Genomic DNA, 20,412 nt, shown 5'->3' with positions numbered 1-20,412 from the left:
AACGAGGAGCCACCCATGAGCCACAGCGGGAACAGCGCCAAGCCCCGGATTGTCCGCGACGTCGTCTTCGTGGACGGTGTCCGGACGCCTTTCGGCAAAGCAGGCGAAAAAGGCATCTATGCGGGAACCCGCGCCGACGACCTGATCGTCAAGTGCATCCGAGAACTCATGCGCCGCAACCCTGCTTTGCCCGCCGAGCGCGTCGACGAAGTCGCCATCGCTGCCACGACGCAAACCGGCGACCAAGGCCTGACGATCGGGCGTACCGCCGCTCTCCTGGCCGGTCTCCCCCGCAGCGTGCCGGGCTTTGCCATCGACCGCATGTGTGCCGGCGCGATGACGGCGGTCACGACGACGGCAAGCGGCATTGGTTTCGGCGCATACGACGTCGTGATTGCCGGCGGTGTTGAGCACATGGGCAACCACCCCATGGGCGCCGGCGCGGATCCGAACCCGCGGTTCATGTCCGAACGGATCGTGGATCCAGCTGCGCTGAACATGGGCAATACTGCCGAAAACCTGCACGACCGCTTCCCGGCAATCACCAAAGAGCGCACGGACACCTACGCAGCGGCATCCCAGGCAAAACTAGCTGCGGCCTACGGCAAGGGCCAGATCCAGCCGGACTTGGTCCCGGTCGCCACAATGAAGCCCGGGGAAGGCTGGACGGTCAACACCACGGACGAGCCGCCGCGCCCCGGAACCACGGTGGACGACCTCGCGGAACTGCGCACGCCGTTCCGCGCACACGGCCGCGTCACGGCGGGCAATGCCGCCGGATTGAACGACGGCGCGACGGCGGCAGTCCTCGCCTCCGCCGAAGCTGCCGAGGAGCTCGGCCTGTCCGTGAAAATGCGTCTGGTCTCCTATGCCTTCGCCGGTGTCGAGCCGGAAGTCATGGGAATCGGACCGGTCCCGGCCACCGAGAAGGCGCTCAAGAACGCCGGACTTGGCATCGAAGACATCGGCCTGTTCGAGATCAACGAAGCCTTCGCCGTGCAAGTCCTGAGCTTCCTGGACCACTTCGGAATCGCCGACGACGACCCGCGCGTCAACCGCTACGGCGGGGCGATCGCCGTCGGGCATCCGTTGGCATCCTCAGGCGTACGGCTCATGAACCAACTCGCCCGCCAGTTCGAGGAAGACCCGTCAGTCCGTTACGGCATGACCACCATGTGCATAGGCTTGGGCATGGGTGCCACTGTTATATGGGAGAACCCGCGTCACCCCGACTATAACAACAGCTACTACAACAGCTTTGACAGCGCGACAGAGAACTCCGCAGACAACGCTACCCAGGGAGCCACAGCATGAGCGCCGCCCAATTCCAGCAACTGGCCGAACTGTTCCCGGACGAGACAGTGACCCATTCCTATGTGCAGGACATCGAACTCCCCGGCAATGCCGGAACATTCGCCCTGATTACCCTGGACAACGGCCTGGACCACACCAAGCCCACCACCCTCGGTCCCAATACCCTCGTCGAGCTCGGTACGGTACTTGAGGGCCTCAAGGATCGCGCGGCGCGCGGCGAGATCGTTGGCGTCGGTGTCACGGGCAAGCCGTACTTCCTGGTGGCCGGAGCGGACCTCTCGGCGGTCAAGCGGCTCGAGGAACGGGAGCATGGCTTGTGGATGGCGCAGCTGGGCCATGACGTCTACGGAACGCTCGCAAACCTGGGTGTTCCCAGCTTCGCCTTCATCAACGGCCTTGCCCTTGGTGGCGGCCTCGAAATCGCACTACAGTCCACGTACCGCACCGTCTCGACTGGCGCCGGCGCCCTCGCTTTGCCTGAAGCATTCATCGGACTCGTCCCGGGCTGGGGCGGCGTCTACATCCTGCCGCGCCTCATCGGTCCGGAAAACGCCGTCAAGGTCATGATCGAGAACCCGCTGAGCAACAACCGCACGCTCACCGGCCCCCAGGCCTTCCAGCTCGGCATTGCCGACGCCATCTTCGAGCCTGCGGACTTCGTGGAACAGTCCATTGACTGGGCAGCGAAAATAATTGCCGGCGAGATCATCCCGAACCGGGAGAACGCCGTGGACCCGGAAGATCCTGCCGTTGCCGAACGCTGGGCCGGCGCCGTGGCAGCGGGCCGCGCGTTCGTGGAAGCCAAGACTTCCAACGCTTCGCCGGCTCCGGCAAAGGTGCTGGATCTTCTCGAGGCCAACCGGACCATGGGCAAAGCGGCATCGGCGGCCTTGGAGTGCGAGACGCTCGCCGAGTTGATGCAGACGGACGAGTTCCGTTCCACGGTGTATGCCTTCCTGGACCTCGTGCAGAAAAGGTCCAAACGGCCGGCGGGTGCGCCCGACCGCAAGCTCGCACGTCCGGTGACGAAGATCGGCGTCGTAGGCGCCGGACTCATGGCGAGCCAGCTCGCCCTGCTGTTCGCACGCCAGCTCAAGGTGCCCGTCGTCCTGACGGACATCGACCAGGAGAGGGTGGACAAAGGCGTCTCCTACGTCCATGCGGAGGTGGACAAGCTCCTCGGCAAAAACCGGATCAGCTCCGACGCCGCCAACCGGACCAAGGCCCTCGTCAGCGGCTCGGTCTCGAAGGAGGCATTCGCCGACGCAGACTTTGTCATTGAAGCCGTCTTCGAAGAACTCAATGTCAAGAAGCAGGTCTTCGCCGAAGTGGAGGCCATCGTCTCCCCCGAATGCATCCTCGCAACCAACACTTCCTCACTGTCCGTGACCGCGATGGCCGAAGACCTGGAGCACCCGGAGCGCCTGGTCGGCTTCCACTTCTTCAACCCGGTGGCGGTGATGCCGCTCCTGGAGATCGTGCGTGCCCCGAAGACTGACGACGCCGTGCTGGCTACCGCGTTCGAGCTCGCCAAGGGCTTGAAGAAGACGGCAGTGCTGGTCAAGGACGCCGCCGCGTTCGTCGTCAATAGGATCCTGCTGCGCCTCATGGGCGAAGTCATTGCCGCGTTCGACGAAGGGACACCGGCGGAAGTAGCCGACACGGCGCTGCGACCCATGGGCCTGCCGGTGAGTCCGTTCACCCTCAGTGCGATGGTGGGCCTTCCAGTAGCCCAGCACGTCCAGGAATCGCTCCACGCAGCTTTCGGCGAGCGTTTTCCGTTATCCCAGAACCTGCAGAAGCTGGTTGACAACGGCGTGACGTCGCTCTGGGCGCCTGGTCCTGACGGAACGCCGGTGATCCCCGCGGACACCTTGGCGCTCATGTCCTTCGGCACCACCCCGTCCACGGCCGAGGAAGTCCTGCGCCGTACCCAGGACGCATTGGCCGAGGAGATCGGGCTCATGCTGTCCGAAGGCGTGGTGGCAGGGCCGGAAGACATCGATCTCTGTGTCATCCTCGGAGCCGGCTGGCCGATGTTCCTGGGCGGCATCACCCCGTATCTGGACCGTGTGGGCGCCTCAGCGCGGGTCAACGGCAAACGCTTCCTGGCACCGGGGATCGCTTCTAAGCCGACCGCGGGCTAGCTGCCCCTTTCCAGGGATTGCCTTGGCCGTCGGGGTCTCCCAGCCGCCGGCCAAGGCCACCCAGTGACCGCACCAATTCGCTAAAGGTCTCGCTGGGGTAGTTTTCAGAAACGATGCGCGCGTTGGGCGGTTCACCCCATAGGCCACGGAAGTCCGCCACCGTCGTACCGATGAGCCTGGGAGCTGCTGTTTCGACGTGCACGGTTGCGGCCCGCGCCCGGTACCTTGCGGTTCCGGCGGCGACGGACGCGGCGAAGTAGTCGTGGATGTGCGCCACGTAGCCCTGGTCGTAGCGGCGATGGAACTCGAAATAGAAGCGCAGCATATCGCTGACGTGCCTCACGAGCACATTTGAGGCGGTGCTGCGGCTCCCCTCCGGCTGATCCGGCAGGACGAGTTCCGGCTCCGTACAGCCTGCTTCAGCAGCCAGGGCGGTCACATGTTCGGGTTTGAGTTCGATCCGCTCCGTGGTCTCCAGGGCGCACACCACCGGAAGGCGCTCTTCGGGAAGGCCGGAGAATGCCGCGAACACCTCGACGGCTGCGTGCGGATCAACGTGCGTGTTCCACTCGGCGGTGGGCGTCGTGTTGCCTTGGTAATAGTAACTGCCGCCCATGATCACGACGCCGCGCAGCAGCTCAGGTAGCCGGGGTTCGTCGCGCAGCGCGAGGGCGAAGTTGGTGAGTGGAGCGGTCAGCAGGGCAACCAGTTCTCCCGGCCGAGATCGGGCCGCTTCGACCCAGAGCTCGACGGCGTCGATCCCGCTCACGCTCCCCTGCGGTTCCGGCAACTCGGCGTAACCGACGCCTCGCGGCCCGTGGGTTTCCGGCGTGGTGACCAGCGGGATCCGCAGCGGCGCCCGGGCACCGATGGCAACGGGCACCCCGGGACGGCCACACAACTCGAGCAAGGATAGGTTGTTGCGTGCCACCTGTTCCGCGGCGACGTTGCCCGGAGTACAGCTGACGGCCACAAGCTCTACCTGTGCCAGGCTACACAAGTAGGCCAGGGCGATGGCGTCGTCGATTCCCGTGTCGCAATCCACCAGCAAGCTCACGGGCTCCCGAAGACCGGCTACCGGCGCGTGTTCCCCGCTCATGGCGTACTCCTTAGAAAAGAGCTACCTTCGGCGTGCGCGGGAAGATGTCGTCCAATTCCGCGCGCTCCTCTGTGCTCGGTACCCACCGCACGGCCTGGGCGTTTTCTTCAATTTGCTCGGGACGGGTGGCTCCGGCAATGACACTGCTGACTGCGGGCTGTGCGGCCAGCCAGGAAAAAGCCAGCTGAAGTTCGCTCAGGTCCCGGGCCTTGGCGAATTGGCTGAACCGGCCCAACTGGACCCAGTCGGCGTCGTTGACCATGTTGGTCCGTGTGTGGCTGAGCCGCGATCCTTCCGGGGCGCTCCCAGGCGCATACTTGCCGGTCAGGAGGCCGTTCGCCAGCGGGAAATACGGCAAGACGCCGAGCCCGAAAGCTTCGGCGGCCGGCAGCACTTCGAGTTCCGCCCGGCGGTCCAGTAGGTTGTAGTGGTTTTGCGTCGAAATGAAGCGGGGGCCTCCGTGCATTCGGGCGACGTATTCGGCCTCGGCAATCTGCCAGCCGGCACGGTTGGAGTGGCCGAGGTACCGGACCTTGCCGCTTGTGACGAGGTCCTCGAGGGCGGCGAGTGTCTCGTCAACAGGGGTGAGGGGATCCGGGGTGTGGTACTGATACAAGTCGATCCATTCGGTGCCAAGGCGACGCAGCGATGCCTCGACAGCCTGGATGATGTAGCGGCGCGAACCCCGGGCACCAAAATCGTTGCCGTTGGCGCCGCGCATGTCCATGCCGAATTTCGTTGCCACGATCGCGTCGTCCCGGCGGCCCTTGAGTGCAAGGCCCAACATTGTTTCGCTGAGCCCGGGTTCCCTGCCGTAGACGTCTGCCACATCGAAAAGGGTGACGCCGGCATCCAACGCGGCGTGCACCACCGCGTTGGTGCCCTCTTGCGATTCGGTCGCAGTATTGGGCCGGCCGAGATTGTTGCACCCCAAGCCGACTACTGAGACGGTCAATCCGGAATGTCCAAGACGGCGATATTCAGTCATGATTTCACCCTACAATGCCTGCCGGACCCCTGGGGTCACTCAGGAACCGAAGGCGATTCCTGCTTCTTCCATCGCGTCATGCAGCTGGGCCATGACCTTCGGCCCCATACCGTGCAGGGCCGCCACGCGCCCTTCCCCGAACTCGGCGAGCTGTTCCAAGGTTTCCAGCCCTTCGTGGGCGAGGGCCCTGCGTGCCGGGGCGGACAAGCCCTTCGGCAGCGGCGTATGGCCGGGCCAGTTGCTCTTGGGAGCCATGGTTGTCCCTTCGAAGCTGGGGTGTGGTCCTTAGAGGGTAAAGCCCGCACCGGTTTTCGGCGAGTGTTTTACCTTGAATGCCGCAGGTTCGGAGTGGGGCGCAGCGGCAATGCTCAACTTGGTGAAGTCCAGGTCTTCTCCCCGGATGCACACCTTGATGGCGTTGACGGCCTTGTTGACGTCCGGGCACAGGCAGAAGATGTTGAGTTTTGAATCGCCGATTTCGGAACGCTCCACGGTACCGAGGCCGCGCCAAGCCAGTTCGCTCGTCAGCGCCGCCTTGGCCTTGCGTTCGAGGTACCGGTCGCGGTCCGTCCCGTCTTTAGTCTTAAGCGCAATCTGTGCGACTACCCAGAACTGCTCCGCCTCGGGGATCTCCGCGTAGCCATCCTCTTCGCATTGCGCGGCGAAGGCCGTCATGAGTCCGTCGACGGCGGCCTCATCCTCGACGTCGGTTTCATCAGTGCTGCTCTGGTGTCCTACGACTCCATGGTTGATGACGAACTGCTTGAATTCCTCGTCGTACCAAGCCTCGCGAAAATGCAGGACTGCCTCTTCATCGCGCTTGTAGGTGCGGATAATGCCGCTCATGCTTGTCCTTTTCTGAACCATTCGGCGCAGGTACTGCTGGGGCCTGTGCCGTCGAAGGGTGCTTCTTGCTTGGATACCGCGTGGAAAAGCTCCCCGCACTCGCGCCGCATGGACTCGACCACGTCATCGGGATAGCCCATGCTCACACGGCGCTCGTCGAATTCGTCCTCGTCGTCAATGAAAACATCCCTCCGGACGGAGCGGATGACGTCGAGATCCATATCGATCACATGGAACTCGGACACACCGGGCTTGATGGCCTTCCACTCATGGGCCGTGGCGAGATCGACGTAGATCCGAAAATCCCCGGGGTAGCTGTCATTGTAGAACGTCGCTACGTACTCGCCGGCGCGTGGTATCAAGAGCACAGCATCCGACGCGGTGTAGAAAGCCGCCCCTGGCCGCGAGCAGAACTCGTTCCGGCCTTGGAAAATCCACCAGCCGTGGATGTCTTCGCCGAGGTAGCGTCCCGGGACAACCCAATGTGCGGTACCGTCCCATTTCCGGTTCCGGGCCACCACCAAATCCCCTGGCTGCAGACTCCCCGGCAACCGCGATGCGTCCTCGCTCACAGCTTGGGAAGACTGCCGGTGGTGGGGTGTTCCTGTCCCGGCAGGGGCCGCGCGAAAGGCACCTTTGTCCCCAGAACCTGCGCCACGACGTCGTGCGTTATCTGTTGGGCGGTAAGCCCTACACGCTCAAGCACTTGGCTTCTTGTTCCGTGATCGAGGAACTCGACCGGAAGTCCCACTTCGTTGAGGGCAGTGTCCACACCGGCCGCGCGCATCTCCTGGCGGATCCGGGATCCAACGCCACCCGCGCGGACGCCGTCCTCGATGCAGATCACCAAGCGGTGCCTGGCAGCGAGGGCAATGATGGACTTGCGCACCGGCAGGACCCACCGCGGATCCACCACGGTGGAACTGATGCCTTGGGAACCGAGGCGGCCTGCGACGTCGAGGGCGAGCTCGGACATGGCACCGACGCTCACAATCAGGACGTCGTTCTCCGTGGAGCCTTCGGGGCGACGCGCCAGCACATCGACGCCGTCGGAAAGCCGTTCGATCGCCTCGATTTCGCTTCCTACGCTGCCTTTGGAGAAGCGCACCACGCTGGGCGCGTCGTTGATGGCGACGGCCTCGCGGAGTTCTTCACGCAAACGGCTGGCATCGCGTGGAGCAGCGAGATGAAGTCCCGGAACGATCTGGACCATGGCCATGTCCCACATGCCGTGGTGGCTGGCACCATCCGGGCCCGTCACGCCGGCGCGGTCCAAGACAATCGTTACACCGGCCTTGTGGAGGGCAACGTCCATGAGGAGCTGGTCGAAGGCGCGGTTCAGGAACGTAGCGTAGACGGCCACTACCGGATGCAGGCCACCGAAAGCCATGCCCGCCGCGGAGGTGAGCGCGTGTTGCTCCGCGATGCCGACATCGATCACTCTCTTCGGGTGTCGTTCCGCGAACTTATGCAGCCCGACGGGGATCAGCATCGCGCCGGTAATTCCCACGATATCTTCGCGTTCGTCGGCAATATCCGCGATTTCCTCGGCGAACACGGACGTCCAGGAGCGGGCTCCGCCGGCCTCCGTGGGTTCCCCGGTCTCGGGGTCGATGATTCCGACGGCGTGGAACTGGTCTGCCTCATTGGCAAGGGCCGGCGCATAACCATGGCCCTTTTCGGTTATGGCATGGACGATCACGGGACCGCCATAGTTGCGGGCTGCGGTGAGCGCGTGCTCGAGGGCACGCATGTTGTGGCCGTCGACGGGACCGATGTACTTCATGCCGAGATCTTCGAACATGCCCTGCGGAGCCCACCAGTCCTTGATGCCCTTCTTCATGGCATGCAGGCTCTTATAGGTGAACTGGCCGATCGGTCCGCCGTTCTGCAGCTTCTTCTTCCACCAATCCAACACGACCTCGTAGGCGGGCGCAGCGCGGAGCGAATCGATCGTGGGGCGCAAGGAAGCGAGGTAGTCTGCCACGCCGCCGACCGTGGGGGCGTAGGATCGGCCGTTGTCGTTGACAACAATCACTACGCGGCGCCGCTTGTCTGCGGCAATGTTGTTGATCGCTTCCCACGCCATGCCACCGGTCAAGGCACCATCCCCGACGACGGCAACGACGCAGCGATCTCCCTGGCCCGTCAGCTGCCTGGCCCGGGAGATACCGTCGGCCCACGACAGCGATGAGGAGGCGTGTGAACTTTCCACGATGTCGTGCTCCGACTCGGCACGATCGGGGTAACCGGACATGCCCCCTTGCTGTCGCAGCGTACTGAAGTCCTGGCGTCCCGTCAGCAATTTATGAACATAGGACTGGTGGCCGGTATCGAAGACGATGCTGTCGCGCGGCGAATCGAAGATCTTGTGGATGGCCATGGTGAGTTCCACGACGCCAAGGTTCGGCCCGAGATGTCCACCGGTTTGAGCGACGTTGGTGATGAGGAAAGTCCTGATCTCGCCGGCAAGCTGCTCCAACTGCTGGCCGGTGAGCTTACTCAGGTCCTGCGGGTTCCGGATTGTCTCCAAAAGTCCCAACGGCCCCTCCTTAGGGTGATTGACGTGCCATACAACTCTACCGCCTTGGGCCCAACGAAGCCGTCAGAAATGCTGCAGCCCCGGATGGTCGATGACCATCCGGGGCTGCAGCAATTGCCTTCAGCTCAGGCCGAGCCTGTGCTGTCTTCCGCTAGTGTGCGGAGATCTGGCGCAGCACGTACTGCAGGATTCCGCCGTTGCGGTAGTAGTCTGCTTCGCCCGGGGTATCGATGCGCAGCACGGCGTCGAAGGACTTGGTGGTGCCGTCCTCGGCCGTTGCCGTGACCTTGAGCGTCCGCGGCGTGGTGCCGTTGTTCAGCTCGGTGACGCCCTCGACAGCGAACGTTTCCGTGCCCACCAAACCAAGGGACGCGGCGGATTCGCCGGCCGCGTACTGCAGCGGAAGGACGCCCATGCCAATGAGGTTGGAGCGGTGGATACGCTCGTAGCTTTCGGCGATGACAGCCTTCACGCCCAGGAGCGCGGTGCCCTTGGCAGCCCAGTCGCGGGAAGAGCCCGAGCCGTACTCCTTGCCAGCCAGGACCACCAGCGGGGTGCCGGCAGCCTGGTAGTTCTGGGCTGCATCGTAGACGTAGGCCTGCGGGCCGTCCGCCTGAGTGAAGTCGCGGGTGAAGCCGCCCTCGACGCCGTCAAGCAGCTGGTTCTTGATGCGGATGTTCGCGAAGGTACCGCGGATCATGACCTCGTGGTTGCCGCGGCGTGAGCCGTAGGAGTTGAAGTCCTTGCGCTCAACGCCGTTGGCCAGAAGGTACTGGCCCGCCGGGGTGTCCGACTTGAAGGAACCGGCCGGGGAGATGTGGTCGGTGGTGACGGAGTCGCCCAACTTAAGCAGGACGCGGGCACCGGCGATGTCCGTTACCGGATCAGGTTGTGCCTTCATGCCTTCGAAGTACGGGGGCTTCCGCACGTACGTGGACTTGGCGTCCCAGGCGAATGTGTCGCCTGCCGGGGTGTCGAGGGCCTTCCAGCGGTCGTCGCCGTCGAAGACGCCCTCGTAGCCGCGGGCGAACATTTCCTTGTCGATCGAGGAGTCGATGACCTTCTGGACCTCGACCGGGTTCGGCCAGATGTCCTTCAAAAAGACATCGTTGCCGTCCTGGTCCTGGCCCAACGGGTCGGCGTCGAAGTCGAAGTCCATGGTTCCGGCCAAGGCGTAGGCGATGACCAATGGCGGGGAAGCCAGGTAGTTCATCTTGACGTCCGGGTTGATGCGGCCTTCGAAGTTACGGTTGCCGGAGAGGACAGCCGTGACGGAAAGGTCGTTGGCCTGGATGGCCTCGGAGATTTCGGCGTCGAGCGGGCCGGAGTTGCCGATGCACGTGGCGCAGCCATAGCCGACGATGTAGAAGCCGAGCTTCTCCAGGTAGGGGGTCAGGCCGGACTTCTCGTAGTAGTCGGTGACAACCTTTGAACCGGGGGCGACCGAGGTCTTCACCCACGGCTTGGATGCGAGGCCCTTGTCCACGGCGTTGCGGGCAAGAAGCGCGGCAGCCAGCATCACGGACGGGTTGGACGTGTTGGTGCAGGACGTGATCGAAGCAATCGAAACGGCACCGTGGTCCAGTTCGAATTCGCGGCCGTCAGCAGTCGTGACGCCCACCTTGTTCGACGGGCGGCCATTCGACTTGGGTCCGTGTGCGTGCGGCGCAACATCGGCCAGGTGGGTTGCAGATGCGGTGAACGACGGCGAGTCCGAGGCCGGGAAGCTCTCGTCAATCGCCTCGTCCAGGCTTCCGTCAGCCAGGTCTTCCTTCACGTAGTTGCGCAGGTCCTCACGGAACTGTGCCTTGGACTCCGTGAGGATGATGCGGTCCTGGGGCCGCTTCGGGCCGGAGATGGACGGAACAACCGTCGACAGGTCCAGCTCGAGGTACTCGGAGAACTTGATCTCATGGGAGGGATCGTGCCAGAGGCCCTGTTCCTTCGCGTAGGCCTCCACCAGGGCAACGTTCTGCTCTGAGCGGCCGGTGAGGCGCAAGTAGTCGAGCGTGACGTCGTCGATCGGGAACATCGCTGCAGTGGAGCCGAATTCCGGGCTCATGTTGCCGATGGTTGCGCGGTTGGCGAGCGGCACGGCAGCGACGCCTTCACCGTAGAACTCCACGAACTTACCGACCACGCCGTGGTTGCGCAGCTGCTCGGTGATCGTCAGGACGACGTCGGTGGCGGTGGCGCCCGCAGGAATCGAGCCCGTGAGCTTGAAACCGACAACGCGAGGGATCAGCATGGAGACGGGCTGTCCGAGCATCGCGGCCTCGGCTTCGATGCCGCCGACGCCCCAGCCCAGTACGCCCAGGCCGTTGACCATGGTGGTGTGGGAGTCCGTGCCGACGCAAGTGTCGGGGTAGGCGCGGAGAACGCCGTCAATTTCGCGGGTCATGACGGTGCGTGCCAGGTATTCGATGTTTACCTGGTGGACGATGCCGGTTCCCGGGGGAACAACCTTGAAGTCGTCAAAAGCAGTCTGGCCCCAGCGCAGGAACTGGTAACGCTCGCCGTTGCGCTGGTATTCGATCTCCATGTTGCGCTCGAGGGCACCGGAATTGCCGAAGGCGTCGATCTGCACGGAGTGGTCGATGACCATCTCGGCCGGAGCCAGCGGGTTGACACGCTTGGGGTCGCCGCCGAGGTCCTTGATCGCTTCGCGCATGGTGGCGAGGTCGACTACGCAGGGAACCCCGGTGAAGTCCTGCATGATGACTCGAGCAGGGGTGAACTGGATTTCGGTGTCCGGCTGGGCGTCCGGATCCCAACCGGCCAGTGCGCGGACGTGGTCGGCCGTGATATTAGCGCCGTCTTCCGTCCGCAGGAGGTTTTCAAGCAATACCTTAAGGCTGAACGGAAGGCTGTCTGCGCCTTCAACGGAGTTCAACCGGAAAATTTCATAATCGGTGCCGGCTACATTCAGTACGCCTTTGGAACCGAAGCTGTCCACAGTGCTCATGGCAGGACTCCTCTCGCAACAGCTTTCATCTTTGTCGCGCGGTTGACCACTAGCTAGTTAGGCAAGCCTAATCTAAGCATCGTGCGGCCGGTAGTGGAGAAGTGAAGCGCGACGCTGGACCTCTCCACCATCGTAGTGGCCGCTACGCCGCGGGCACCAGCAATGCAACGGTCTCCAGGTGATGGGTGTGCGGGTAAAGGTCAAAGGCACGGAGCGATTCGAGCCGCCAGCCGCGGTTCCGGAAGTAGCCCAGATCACGTGCGAAAGAGGCCGGATCACACGACACATAGGCAATTGCCCGCGGCCTGGACTCGATGAGCTGGCTCACGACCGCTTTGCCGGCACCGGCCCGCGGCGGGTCGATCACCAAGGAATCGAAGTTTCGGGGCCGCTGGCGTAGTACTCGTTCCACCCGGCCCTGGACTATTTCCACGTGGGACTCGCCATGTAGGTTCTTGCGGGCATCCCGGCTGGTGCCTGGCGATCCTTCGACGGACAGCACGGAACCGGTGATCCCCACCGCGTCGGCCAAGGGCGCCGTGAACAGTCCGGCGCCCGCGTAAAGATCCGCCACGGCAGATCCCGGAACGAGGTAGCCGCCGTCGTGCAGGAAGCCGGTCACCGCGCCCACCAACGTGTCCGGAGCGTCCTTGTGGATTTGCCAGAAGCCCTCCCCCGTTACCCGGTATTCGTGGCCGGCGGCCGATTCCTGGACCCAGGTCCTTCCGCGCAACTGCAGCACTTCTCCGCGGACGGGGTCGAAGCTTGCCACGGACGCCTCATGCGGAAGCTGGTCAAGGATCCGGTGGAGGCGCCGCGCGTCAGTTCCTTCTCCCGGGGCAAGGAGGATGAGCGGTCGCGATCCGTTGGCCGGCGCAGCTACTTCCACCCTGGAGATGCCCCGCAGGTCTATATCCCACAGCCGCAACTCGTTGATGCCTGTCATCGCCAAGGGCATCTCGTGAACGGGAATCACGACGTCGGAGCGGTGGGCATGCATTCCGAGCCGCCCGCCCGGGGTGACGGCAAAGCTGGCACGGGTGCGCCAGCCGAGTCCTGTCTCGCCGTCGGGCCCCATGGCACCGGCAGCTGCGGGCTCGACCTCGACAGTGAGTTCAACACCGGCGAGCCGTTTCAATTGCTCGGCAAGAACCTCGGATTTGAGCGAGCGTTGCCGTTCCAAGGTGACGTGCCCGAGTTCGGCGCCGCCCACGGGCGGACCGCCTTTCCGCCAAGCGGCCAGGGAATCGGCGAGTGGCCAGAAATGGCGCGTCCGGTCCGCCGACGCTTCCAGGACGTCGACGACGTCGGCACGCCAGAATCGGGACGCCTCTACCGAGTCGGTCAGCCGGATCCGGACCTTCTCCCCCGGGATGCCATGCCGGACAAATATGACCCTGCCTTCGTGCCGTGCGACAAAGTGGCCCCCATGGGCGATGGGACCGACGTCCACCACCAGCTCCATGGCGGCTCCGTCCTGGGCCGTGGGCGAGCTGGATTCGGTTTCGCTGGGGTGGGTCATTAGGTATCCTGCAATGCCTTTGCTTCTTCGGACGACTTCAATTGCCATGGAACGCTGGCCACCATGACCCCGGGTTCAAAGTGAAGCCGGGCCTTGATTCGCAGCGCGGTCTGATTGTGGACGAGTTGTTCCCACCACTTGCCAACGACATATTCGGGGATGTAGACCACGATGAGGTCGCGTGGAGAATCGCGCCGCATGTTCTTGACGTAGTCCAGGATCGGCGTGACGGTTTCCCGATAGGGGCTCGCCAAGACGGTCAACGGGACCGGGATGTCCAGCTTGTCCCAGGCCTCCACCGTGTGGGCCGTTTCCTCGTGGTTGATGTCAACAATGATGGCATCCAGGCGGGACGGCCGCGAAGCCCTCGCATAGGCGAGTGCGCGCAGCACCGGCTTGCGGACGTGGGACACCAGCAGGACTGCGTGGACCCGGGTAGGCAAGGCGCGCGGCGAAGAATCCTCGTCAACGGCCAGTTCCTTGGCGACGTTGTCGTAGTGGGCGCGGATGCTCCACATGATGAGGAACAGCACGAACATGGCCAGGAGGGCGATCCAGGCGCCCTGTTCGAACTTGGTGATCAGCACGATGGTCAGTACCAGTGCCGTCATTGCGAAGCCGAGCATGTTGATGGTGCGGGACTTCAGGATCCTGCGGCGGACGGCTTTGTCGCGGGCAAGTTTGAGTTCCCTTCCCCAGTGCCGCACCATGCCCAACTGGCTCATCGTGAAGGAAATAAAGACACCCACGATGTAGAGCTGGATCAGCTTGGTGACATCGGCGTTGAAGGAAATGATCAGGACGAGGGCCCCGGCAGCAAGGGCCAGTACGCCGTTGCTGAAGGCGAGGCGGTCCCCGCGCGTTCGCAACTGCCGGGGCAGGTATCCGTCTTGGGCGAGGATGGACCCCAGGACAGGGAACCCGTTGAAAGCCGTGTTGGAAGCGAAGACAAGGATGACTCCCGTGGCAGCGACGACGATATAGAACGGGATGGAGCCCGCCCCGAAGATGGTCTCCGCAATCTGGCTGATGGCCGGGTTCTGCAGGTAGTCGCCCGCCAGCGGTTGGCCGTTGAGGAGGAACTCCTTGGCTGGATCCAGCACGATATGGACCTTGGTGGCGTTGGCGAGGTAGATGATGCCGGCCAGCATGGACGAGGCGATGACTCCAAGCAGGAGCAGCGTGGTTGCCGCATTCTTGCTCTTGGGCTTCTTGAAGTTCGGCACACCATTGCTGATGGCCTCGACGCCGGTCAGCGCGGCAGCTCCGGAGGAGAAGGCCCGCAGGAGAAGGAACGCCCCGGCGAGGCCGACGAGACCTTGGTCGAATCCTTCTTGCGGGACGATGGTAAATGCCGCCGACGGCGCTTGGCCCAGTTGGCCGGTGACCGCCTGGAAGATGCCCACCGCCGTCATGCCGAGGATCGAGAACATGAAAATGTACGTGGGCACGGCAAAAACACTCCCGGCTTCCTTGATGCCGCGAAGGTTCACCAAGGCCAGGATGACGACGCCGATCGTGGCGATGAGCGCTTGCTGTCCGTGCAACGACGGGATCGCGGTGGTCATGTACGCGGCTGCGGACGACATGGACACGGCGACCGTGAGGACGTAGTCCACCAACAAAGCGGCCGCGACGGTCAGGCCAGCGTACTTCCCCAGATTAACGTTGGCGATTTCGTAGTCTCCGCCACCGGAGGGATAGGCGTGGACGTTTTGCCGGTACGAGGCCACCACCGTGAGGAGGACCACCATTACTGCGAGGCCTACCAGCGGCGAGATGGCCACGGCGCTCACTCCCGCAAGGGCAAGCGTCAGGAGGATTTCGTCGGGAGCGTACGCCACCGAAGACAGGGCATCCGAAGCGAAAATCGGCAGCGCAATGCGCTTGGGAAGCAGGGTGTGGGCCAAACGGTCGTTACGGAAGGGCCGCCCCACCAACACCCGCTTCGCGGCATTGAGAATTGTCAGCACTCCGCAAAGCTACTCTGAATCGAACGCGATGTCATGACGGCGGTCAGGCTTCGCCGACTTGCCCCGGTAGAGTCTTACCGAGCGGCACGCTTAAGAGTGAAGGAGAGACCGTGGCTCACTTTGTGATCATGGGTTGCGGACGAGTGGGCGCAACCTTGGCGCACACCTTGGAAGACGCGGGCCATTCCGTGGCGATCATCGACCAGGACGACCGTGCCTTCCGCCGCCTGCGCAGCGGATTCACCGGCAGGAAAGTCACCGGTGTCGGCTTTGACCGCGACACCCTCAAACAGGCCGGCTGTGAAGAGGCGTACGCCTTCGCCGCCGTCTCCAGCGGTGATAATTCCAATATCCTCGCAACCCGGGTAGCCCGTGAAACTTTCCATGTTTCGCACGTTGTTGCCCGCATCTACGATCCCGGCCGCGCCGAAATCTATCAACGCCTGGGCATTCCCACGGTTGCGGCCGTGCGTTGGAGCGCGGACCAGGTTCTGCGACGCATCCTGCCCGAACAACACTTGGCGGGCGACTACCGCGAGCCTTCCGGCCGGCTGGTGCTGTCCGAAGTTGACCTCAACGAAGGCTGGATCGGCCGTCCGTTGACTGCCATCGAAGCAGCTTCCGGAATCCGCATCGCTTTCCTGACCCGCTTCGGGGAGGGCGTCCTGCCCCAGACCGGAACGGCGTACCAGGAGGGTGACACTGTGCACGCCATGTTGAATCTGGACCGCAGCGCCGAGGTAGCCCGCGTCCTCGCCAGCGCACCCGCCAAGGAGTCTGAGTGAAAGTCGTTATTGTCGGCGCCGGCAGCGTCGGTTCATCCATCGCGCGGGAATTGCTCGCCCACAAACACGAGATCATGTTGATCGACCTCAAGCCGGAGGTCATTGGGCGCAGCGGCCTCCGCGGGGCCCGCTGGCTGGTGGGCGATGCGTGTGAACTGAGCACGCTGCAGGAAGCGAAATTGGAAGGGGCCGACGTCGTCGTGTCCGCGACCGGCGACGACAAGGTCAACTTGGTGGTGTCCTTGCTCGCCAAGACCGAGTTCGGTGTTGGACGCACGGTGGGTCGCGTGAACAACCCCAAGAACGATTGGATGTTCAACGATTCGTGGGGCGTCGACGTCGCCGTCAATACCCCGCAGCTCATGACGGCGCTTGTCGAAGAAGCCGTGGAAATCGGTGACCTTGTCCGCCTGCTGACCTTGCAGACGGGCGTGTCCTCGCTCGTCGAATTCACCGTCCCCCACGACTCACACATCATCGGCAGCACGGTGGGGGGCATCGATTGGCCCGACGACACCACCCTGGTGGCGATCCTCCGGGACCATGCGCCCATCACTCCGAGCCGCGACGACGTGATCGACGGCGGAGACGAGCTGTTCTTCGTCACGACCATCGTGGCCGAAGACGGTCTCAGGACCTTGCTCTCCCCGTCCGCCGCGGACCACGGTTCTGTGGAGGTTGAGGAAGATTTTTCGGATCAGTCAGACGACGACGGCTTCGACGGCTGAGGATCCGTTCCCGGCTTCTGGCTTGGCGCCGGCCGGGTCAGGAGCCAGGCAATCCAGAGACCGAGAATGTACAACGGGGCGCCCATGATCAGCCTCATGGTGGCGAGGGCGGCCAGTCCGGGCTCGCCCATGAAGTACAGGGGAACCTGGACCACGAGCCGCAGAGCCAACACAGCGATAACCACCCACGTGCCGATGGCGTATGCCCGCAAGCGCTCCGGGTCCTTCCGCCATTCGAAGCCTTCGTTGCGGACAAATCCGAACAGCAGGCCGGCGATCGGCCACTTGAGCAAGATGGACAAGAGCATTCCGGCGATGTAGGCGCTGTTCGTGTAGAAGCCCAGGACGTAGAAATCCTCGGCCTTTCCGGTGGTGTTCGCGAGCCAGGCGGAGACTGCGACGCCGGCGATCCCGGCAAGCGCCTGGGTCAACGGGCGCCGCTGGACCAAGCGGACGACGGTAAAGGCGGCGGCAGCCGCGAGGGACGCAAGCAGGGAAGCGGCGAGGTCCTTGGTAATCATGAACGCGATCAGGAACACCAAGCCCGGCACGATGCTCTCGGCTATCCCTTGAAAACCCCCGGCCGACTTGAGGATATCCACGTGCCCATGACTGTTGCGTTGGAGTCCGGCCTTTTCCGCGTAGCCGGCGGCAATGTCGGCGATGCTTGGGCCAGGGGTCTCCTGAGCGAAATCTCCTGCCAAGCCGGGTTCTTCCTGAGCTGGTTTCTCATGGGGACCGGGTCCCTTGGCGACTGTCATTGGTGCTCCTGCCGGGAGAGGATTTCATAGCGCGGATTGAACATGGTGGGCATCCCGTCCCGCACGGTCACCATGCCTTCGAGCCGCAGGAGGGTCCCGGGTTCGATCCCAGTCACTTTTCGCCGCCCCAACCAGATGACCCGTAGGCGGACCAACGGCTCGTTTTCCCCCCTGCGGGCAATCCGGTCGACGACGATTGCCGAAAAATGCGCTTGCTCGTTGGCGGGCTGGTAGGTCACCGATTCGATGAAACCCGTGCAATCGACTCTGCCCCGTGCAGGGAGCTCAGCGAGGGAGCGGGATGGCGGGCTGCCATGGGCGCCAGCAGCGCGAGGCGCTTTGTCAGCCAATCTGGGTGATCTCCGGGCCACGTTCGGGCTGCTGAAACTGCGGTGTTTCGTGCGGAGCACCGTGCTCGCCGGGGACTGCTGCGTCCTTGGGCAGCTTCAGCTGGAGCAATTCGCGGGGCGGCATGGGGTTGTCTCCGCGAATGACCACAACCTTCCGGAAGAGGTTCTCCAGCCCTTCGGCAGCTGCCCTGTCCAAAGCGGCCTCACCACCGATGACCCCCCGGAGGAACCAACGGGGCCCGTCCACCCCCATGAACCTGGCAGCTCGGAAGCCGCGTCCGCCGTCGGCAGATTCGCTCGGAAGTTTGGCGATGAGTTCCGTGCCGAAGGTGCCGTCGATCTCCTCGACTTCGCCTCCTTGACTGGACACGGACTGGCCGATCTGCTCGCGGATCTCGTCCCAGAGACCTTCGGACCGGGGCGCGGCAAAAGCCTGGAGCTGAAGGCTCGAGCCACCCAAGTCCATGGTGACGGCCACGACCCGTTGGGTTGCTTCTTCCACCTCGAGACGCAGTTGGAGTCCCTCGGTAGGTTCGATGAGCAGGGAGCCAAGGTCCACGTAGCCGTCCTGGCTATCAATTTCGCTGGCATCCAATGGCCCCTTGGACAGACGGAAGTCGCCTTTGGGGGCACCGCTGGCTACTGTCCCGGCGTCCTGCCGCGGAGTCGCGGCGTCGGCCTGCTCGGTACCGTTGTCTTTCGGCTGCTCAGCCTTGGACTTCTTTCCGCGCCCAAAAAGCATCGGGTTGTCTCCTTAGTAGTGGTCTATCCCCAGTAAACCGCAGACTGCCCGTCAACTCGCGGGCAGCATCTCACTCGGCGCCGGACGGCATCGATTATCGAGGGTTTTGCTAGCTCACAGCCGCTGCGAAGCCCCCGGTCGATCCAAAGCCTCCGGTGCCGCGCGACGTGTCGGACAGCTCATCCACCGCAACGAACTGCGCATACTCGACGCGCTGGATCACCATTTGAGCAATTCTATCGCCGCGCTTGAGCTCTATTGCCTGGTTTTTGTCCGTGTTCAAAAGCGTCACGGAAATTTCACCTCGGTAGCCGGCATCGACCGTTCCTGGCGCGTTGACCACTGTGAGTCCGTGTTTGGTGGCCAGCCCCGAGCGCGGGTGGATCAGCGCGACAAAGCCGTTGGGCAGCCCGATGGAGACCCCCGTGGGAACGAGCTTCCGTTCCCCCGGGGCGAGCGATACGTCCACCCGGGCACGCAGATCCGCACCGGCATCTCCGGGATGGGCGTACGACGGTGCTTCCAAACCGGCGTCGAGCATCTTCAGCTGAATCTGGAGGGTTGGCGCGCCATATTCGGCGGCGGTGTCTGCTGGGTTGGCTACTGCGGTCTCGTGGCTCACAGTCACATATTCTATCGTCCGCGCGATACTGCCGCGGTTGCGGTCGCACATTCCTGCGCGTTCAATCAGAGGGTCCGAGTCCCGATAAGCTGGTTGCATGCCTGAATCGACTGCTTCCGTACCCGCTCCGGACCGTTCTTCGAGTGAAACGGGCGTCCTGTTTAGGGAAAAGCTCTGGCCGTCACCCTGGATTTGGATTGTGGTGGTCGGCTTGTCCGCCGCAGGCATCCTGATGTTTGCTCCTATCAGCATTACCGCGGGCATCATCGCCGCTGTGGTCCTCTTCGCGGTCATGACCATCATGCTGTTGTTGTCGACTCCGGCGATCGTGGTGGACCGCGACACTCTTCAAGTGGGCCGCGCCACGATCCAGCGCGAATTCGTCGGAGCAGTCAGCGCGTTCCGCAAGGACGAAGCCACAGCAGAGCGCGGTACGCGCCTCCATGGCCTGGCGTTCCTGTGCCTCCGCGGTTGGATCGACCCTGTGGTGCGCATTGAAATCACCGACCCGGCGGACCGCACTCCGTACTGGCTGACGTCCACCCGTCGCCCTGAAGAACTGCTGGCGGCGCTCTCCAAGCAGGGCTAGCTTTCGCACTCCTTGCAGTAAAGGTGCCCGTCCTTCTCCCGTGCAATCTGGGAACGGTGCTTGACGAGGAAACAATTGAAGCACGTGAATTCATCTGCCTGCGGAGGCAGGACGCGGACCAGTAGCTCTTCGCCCGACAAGTCCGCGCCCGGGAGCTCGTAAGCGTCAGCGAGATCAGTCTCATCAATGTCAACAGCTGATGACTGCTTCTCTGTACGACGCGATTTGAGTTCCTCGATCGAGTCCTCGCTGGCGTCTTCTTCCGTCTTCCGAGGGGCATCGTAATCCGTTGCCATGGTCCCTTCTTCGTTCTCCCTTGTGCTTCACGCGGGGCGCGCGGTCCTGCCGACCAGAACCTGCTCCGGTCTAAGGATGTAACGCAGCAAGCAGCATTTTTGTGCCCGATATCGGGCAGATTTTCCTCCCGACAGCCTCAAAT

At 63.4% G+C, this 20,412-nt stretch carries 19 protein-coding genes; 5 read left to right on the top strand and 14 right to left on the bottom strand.

The window, feature by feature from the left end; translation table 11 throughout:
* The first annotated feature begins 15 nt into the window (after positions 1–15).
* Positions 16–1,314, top strand: coding sequence for a thiolase family protein (locus tag A3M3_RS0113480; protein WP_028266794.1), 1,299 nt, complete (start codon positions 16–18; stop codon positions 1,312–1,314).
* Positions 1,311–3,461, top strand: a complete 2,151-nt coding sequence (locus A3M3_RS0113475) for a 3-hydroxyacyl-CoA dehydrogenase NAD-binding domain-containing protein (protein WP_028266793.1) — start codon at positions 1,311–1,313, stop codon at positions 3,459–3,461. The genes A3M3_RS0113480 and A3M3_RS0113475 overlap by 4 nt, the downstream gene beginning before the upstream one ends.
* Here A3M3_RS0113475 and A3M3_RS25000 read toward each other — a convergent pair.
* The 9 genes from A3M3_RS25000 to A3M3_RS0113430 form a co-directional block, all read right to left on the bottom strand.
* Positions 3,442–4,560, bottom strand: a complete 1,119-nt coding sequence (locus A3M3_RS25000; RefSeq protein ID WP_051423161.1) for a nucleoside hydrolase — start codon at positions 4,558–4,560, stop codon at positions 3,442–3,444. The two genes, A3M3_RS0113475 and A3M3_RS25000, sit on opposite strands and share 20 nt — an antisense overlap.
* A gap of 10 nt (positions 4,561–4,570) precedes the next feature.
* Complete coding sequence (locus tag A3M3_RS0113465) at positions 4,571–5,548, bottom strand: aldo/keto reductase (RefSeq protein WP_028266792.1); 978 nt, start codon at positions 5,546–5,548, stop codon at positions 4,571–4,573.
* A gap of 39 nt (positions 5,549–5,587) precedes the next feature.
* The gene (locus tag A3M3_RS0113460) at positions 5,588–5,803 is read right to left on the bottom strand and encodes a hypothetical protein (RefSeq protein ID WP_028266791.1); all 216 of its coding nucleotides are present in this window, start codon (positions 5,801–5,803) and stop codon (positions 5,588–5,590) included.
* A gap of 30 nt (positions 5,804–5,833) precedes the next feature.
* Positions 5,834–6,394 carry a hypothetical protein gene (locus A3M3_RS0113455; RefSeq protein WP_028266790.1) on the bottom strand — a complete coding sequence of 187 codons (561 nt, stop codon included), beginning with the start codon at positions 6,392–6,394 and terminating at the stop codon, positions 5,834–5,836.
* On the bottom strand, positions 6,391–6,966 hold the full coding sequence (locus tag A3M3_RS0113450; RefSeq protein ID WP_028266789.1) for a DUF402 domain-containing protein: 576 nt from the start codon (positions 6,964–6,966) through the stop codon (positions 6,391–6,393). The genes A3M3_RS0113455 and A3M3_RS0113450 overlap by 4 nt, the downstream gene beginning before the upstream one ends.
* Positions 6,963–8,936: a 1-deoxy-D-xylulose-5-phosphate synthase gene (gene dxs, locus A3M3_RS0113445; protein ID WP_028266788.1), complete on the bottom strand. Its 1,974-nt coding sequence runs from the start codon at positions 8,934–8,936 to the stop codon at positions 6,963–6,965. Before dxs ends, A3M3_RS0113450 begins: the two co-directional genes overlap by 4 nt.
* Before the next feature lie 151 nt (positions 8,937–9,087).
* Positions 9,088–11,901: an aconitate hydratase gene (locus tag A3M3_RS0113440; RefSeq protein WP_028266787.1), complete on the bottom strand. Its 2,814-nt coding sequence runs from the start codon at positions 11,899–11,901 to the stop codon at positions 9,088–9,090.
* 142 nt (positions 11,902–12,043) lie between these two features.
* Complete coding sequence (locus tag A3M3_RS0113435; RefSeq protein ID WP_028266786.1) at positions 12,044–13,423, bottom strand: class I SAM-dependent RNA methyltransferase; 1,380 nt, start codon at positions 13,421–13,423, stop codon at positions 12,044–12,046.
* Entirely contained in the window at positions 13,423–15,396 is a 1,974-nt protein-coding gene (locus A3M3_RS0113430; RefSeq protein WP_035741755.1) for an APC family permease, read from the bottom strand. Before A3M3_RS0113430 ends, A3M3_RS0113435 begins: the two co-directional genes overlap by 1 nt.
* A 110-nt stretch (positions 15,397–15,506) precedes the next feature.
* Here A3M3_RS0113430 and A3M3_RS0113425 point away from each other — a divergent pair, with 110 nt between their 5' ends.
* Complete coding sequence (locus tag A3M3_RS0113425; protein ID WP_028266784.1) at positions 15,507–16,181, top strand: potassium channel family protein; 675 nt, start codon at positions 15,507–15,509, stop codon at positions 16,179–16,181.
* Positions 16,178–16,909 carry a potassium channel family protein gene (locus A3M3_RS0113420; RefSeq protein ID WP_028266783.1) on the top strand — a complete coding sequence of 244 codons (732 nt, stop codon included), beginning with the start codon at positions 16,178–16,180 and terminating at the stop codon, positions 16,907–16,909. Before A3M3_RS0113425 ends, A3M3_RS0113420 begins: the two co-directional genes overlap by 4 nt.
* On the opposite strand, the gene A3M3_RS0113415 is transcribed toward A3M3_RS0113420, so the two are convergent.
* The 4 genes from A3M3_RS0113415 to dut form a co-directional block, all read right to left on the bottom strand.
* The gene (locus A3M3_RS0113415) at positions 16,879–17,670 is read right to left on the bottom strand and encodes a DUF3159 domain-containing protein (RefSeq protein ID WP_028266782.1); all 792 of its coding nucleotides are present in this window, start codon (positions 17,668–17,670) and stop codon (positions 16,879–16,881) included. The two genes, A3M3_RS0113420 and A3M3_RS0113415, sit on opposite strands and share 31 nt — an antisense overlap.
* Positions 17,667–17,909, bottom strand: a complete 243-nt coding sequence (locus tag A3M3_RS0113410; protein WP_331280365.1) for a hypothetical protein — start codon at positions 17,907–17,909, stop codon at positions 17,667–17,669. Before A3M3_RS0113410 ends, A3M3_RS0113415 begins: the two co-directional genes overlap by 4 nt.
* Before the next feature lie 103 nt (positions 17,910–18,012).
* Positions 18,013–18,762: a DUF3710 domain-containing protein gene (locus tag A3M3_RS0113405; RefSeq protein WP_028266780.1), complete on the bottom strand. Its 750-nt coding sequence runs from the start codon at positions 18,760–18,762 to the stop codon at positions 18,013–18,015.
* A gap of 109 nt (positions 18,763–18,871) precedes the next feature.
* Entirely contained in the window at positions 18,872–19,384 is a 513-nt protein-coding gene (dut, locus tag A3M3_RS0113400; protein WP_035742838.1) for a dUTP diphosphatase, read from the bottom strand.
* 97 nt (positions 19,385–19,481) lie between these two features.
* On the opposite strand from dut, the gene A3M3_RS0113395 reads away from it, so the two are divergent.
* Positions 19,482–19,973 (top strand): DUF3093 domain-containing protein, encoded by a 492-nt coding sequence (locus A3M3_RS0113395; protein WP_028266778.1) that lies wholly within the window; start codon positions 19,482–19,484, stop codon positions 19,971–19,973.
* Here the strand turns inward: A3M3_RS0113395 and A3M3_RS0113390 are convergent.
* Positions 19,970–20,269 carry a DUF4193 domain-containing protein gene (locus A3M3_RS0113390; protein ID WP_028266777.1) on the bottom strand — a complete coding sequence of 100 codons (300 nt, stop codon included), beginning with the start codon at positions 20,267–20,269 and terminating at the stop codon, positions 19,970–19,972. The two genes, A3M3_RS0113395 and A3M3_RS0113390, sit on opposite strands and share 4 nt — an antisense overlap.
* Between the last annotated feature and the right edge of the window lie 143 nt (positions 20,270–20,412).

It is taken from the genome of Arthrobacter sp. MA-N2, from assembly GCF_000517125.1.
GTDB lineage: Bacteria > Actinomycetota > Actinomycetes > Actinomycetales > Micrococcaceae > Arthrobacter > Arthrobacter methylotrophus.
Note: the sequence above shows the minus strand (reverse complement) of the source record. Positions and strands in the feature narration are given on the sequence as shown.

Excerpts from the sequence above, each read along its gene's own strand:
- A3M3_RS0113480 (WP_028266794.1), top strand. The coding sequence starts at position 16 with ATGAGCCACAGCGGGAACAGCGCCAAGCCCCGGATTGTCCGCGACGTC.
- A3M3_RS0113475 (WP_028266793.1), top strand. The coding sequence starts at position 1,311 with ATGAGCGCCGCCCAATTCCAGCAACTGGCCGAACTGTTCCCGGACGAG.
- A3M3_RS25000 (WP_051423161.1), bottom strand. The coding sequence starts at position 4,560 with ATGAGCGGGGAACACGCGCCGGTAGCCGGTCTTCGGGAGCCCGTGAGC.
- A3M3_RS0113465 (WP_028266792.1), bottom strand. The coding sequence starts at position 5,548 with ATGACTGAATATCGCCGTCTTGGACATTCCGGATTGACCGTCTCAGTA.
- A3M3_RS0113460 (WP_028266791.1), bottom strand. The coding sequence starts at position 5,803 with ATGGCTCCCAAGAGCAACTGGCCCGGCCATACGCCGCTGCCGAAGGGC.
- A3M3_RS0113455 (WP_028266790.1), bottom strand. The coding sequence starts at position 6,394 with ATGAGCGGCATTATCCGCACCTACAAGCGCGATGAAGAGGCAGTCCTG.
- A3M3_RS0113440 (WP_028266787.1), bottom strand. The coding sequence starts at position 11,901 with ATGAGCACTGTGGACAGCTTCGGTTCCAAAGGCGTACTGAATGTAGCC.
- A3M3_RS0113435 (WP_028266786.1), bottom strand. The coding sequence starts at position 13,423 with ATGACCCACCCCAGCGAAACCGAATCCAGCTCGCCCACGGCCCAGGAC.
- A3M3_RS0113415 (WP_028266782.1), bottom strand. The coding sequence starts at position 17,670 with ATGACAGTCGCCAAGGGACCCGGTCCCCATGAGAAACCAGCTCAGGAA.
- A3M3_RS0113405 (WP_028266780.1), bottom strand. The coding sequence starts at position 18,762 with ATGCTTTTTGGGCGCGGAAAGAAGTCCAAGGCTGAGCAGCCGAAAGAC.
- A3M3_RS0113395 (WP_028266778.1), top strand. The coding sequence starts at position 19,482 with ATGCCTGAATCGACTGCTTCCGTACCCGCTCCGGACCGTTCTTCGAGT.
- A3M3_RS0113390 (WP_028266777.1), bottom strand. The coding sequence starts at position 20,269 with ATGGCAACGGATTACGATGCCCCTCGGAAGACGGAAGAAGACGCCAGC.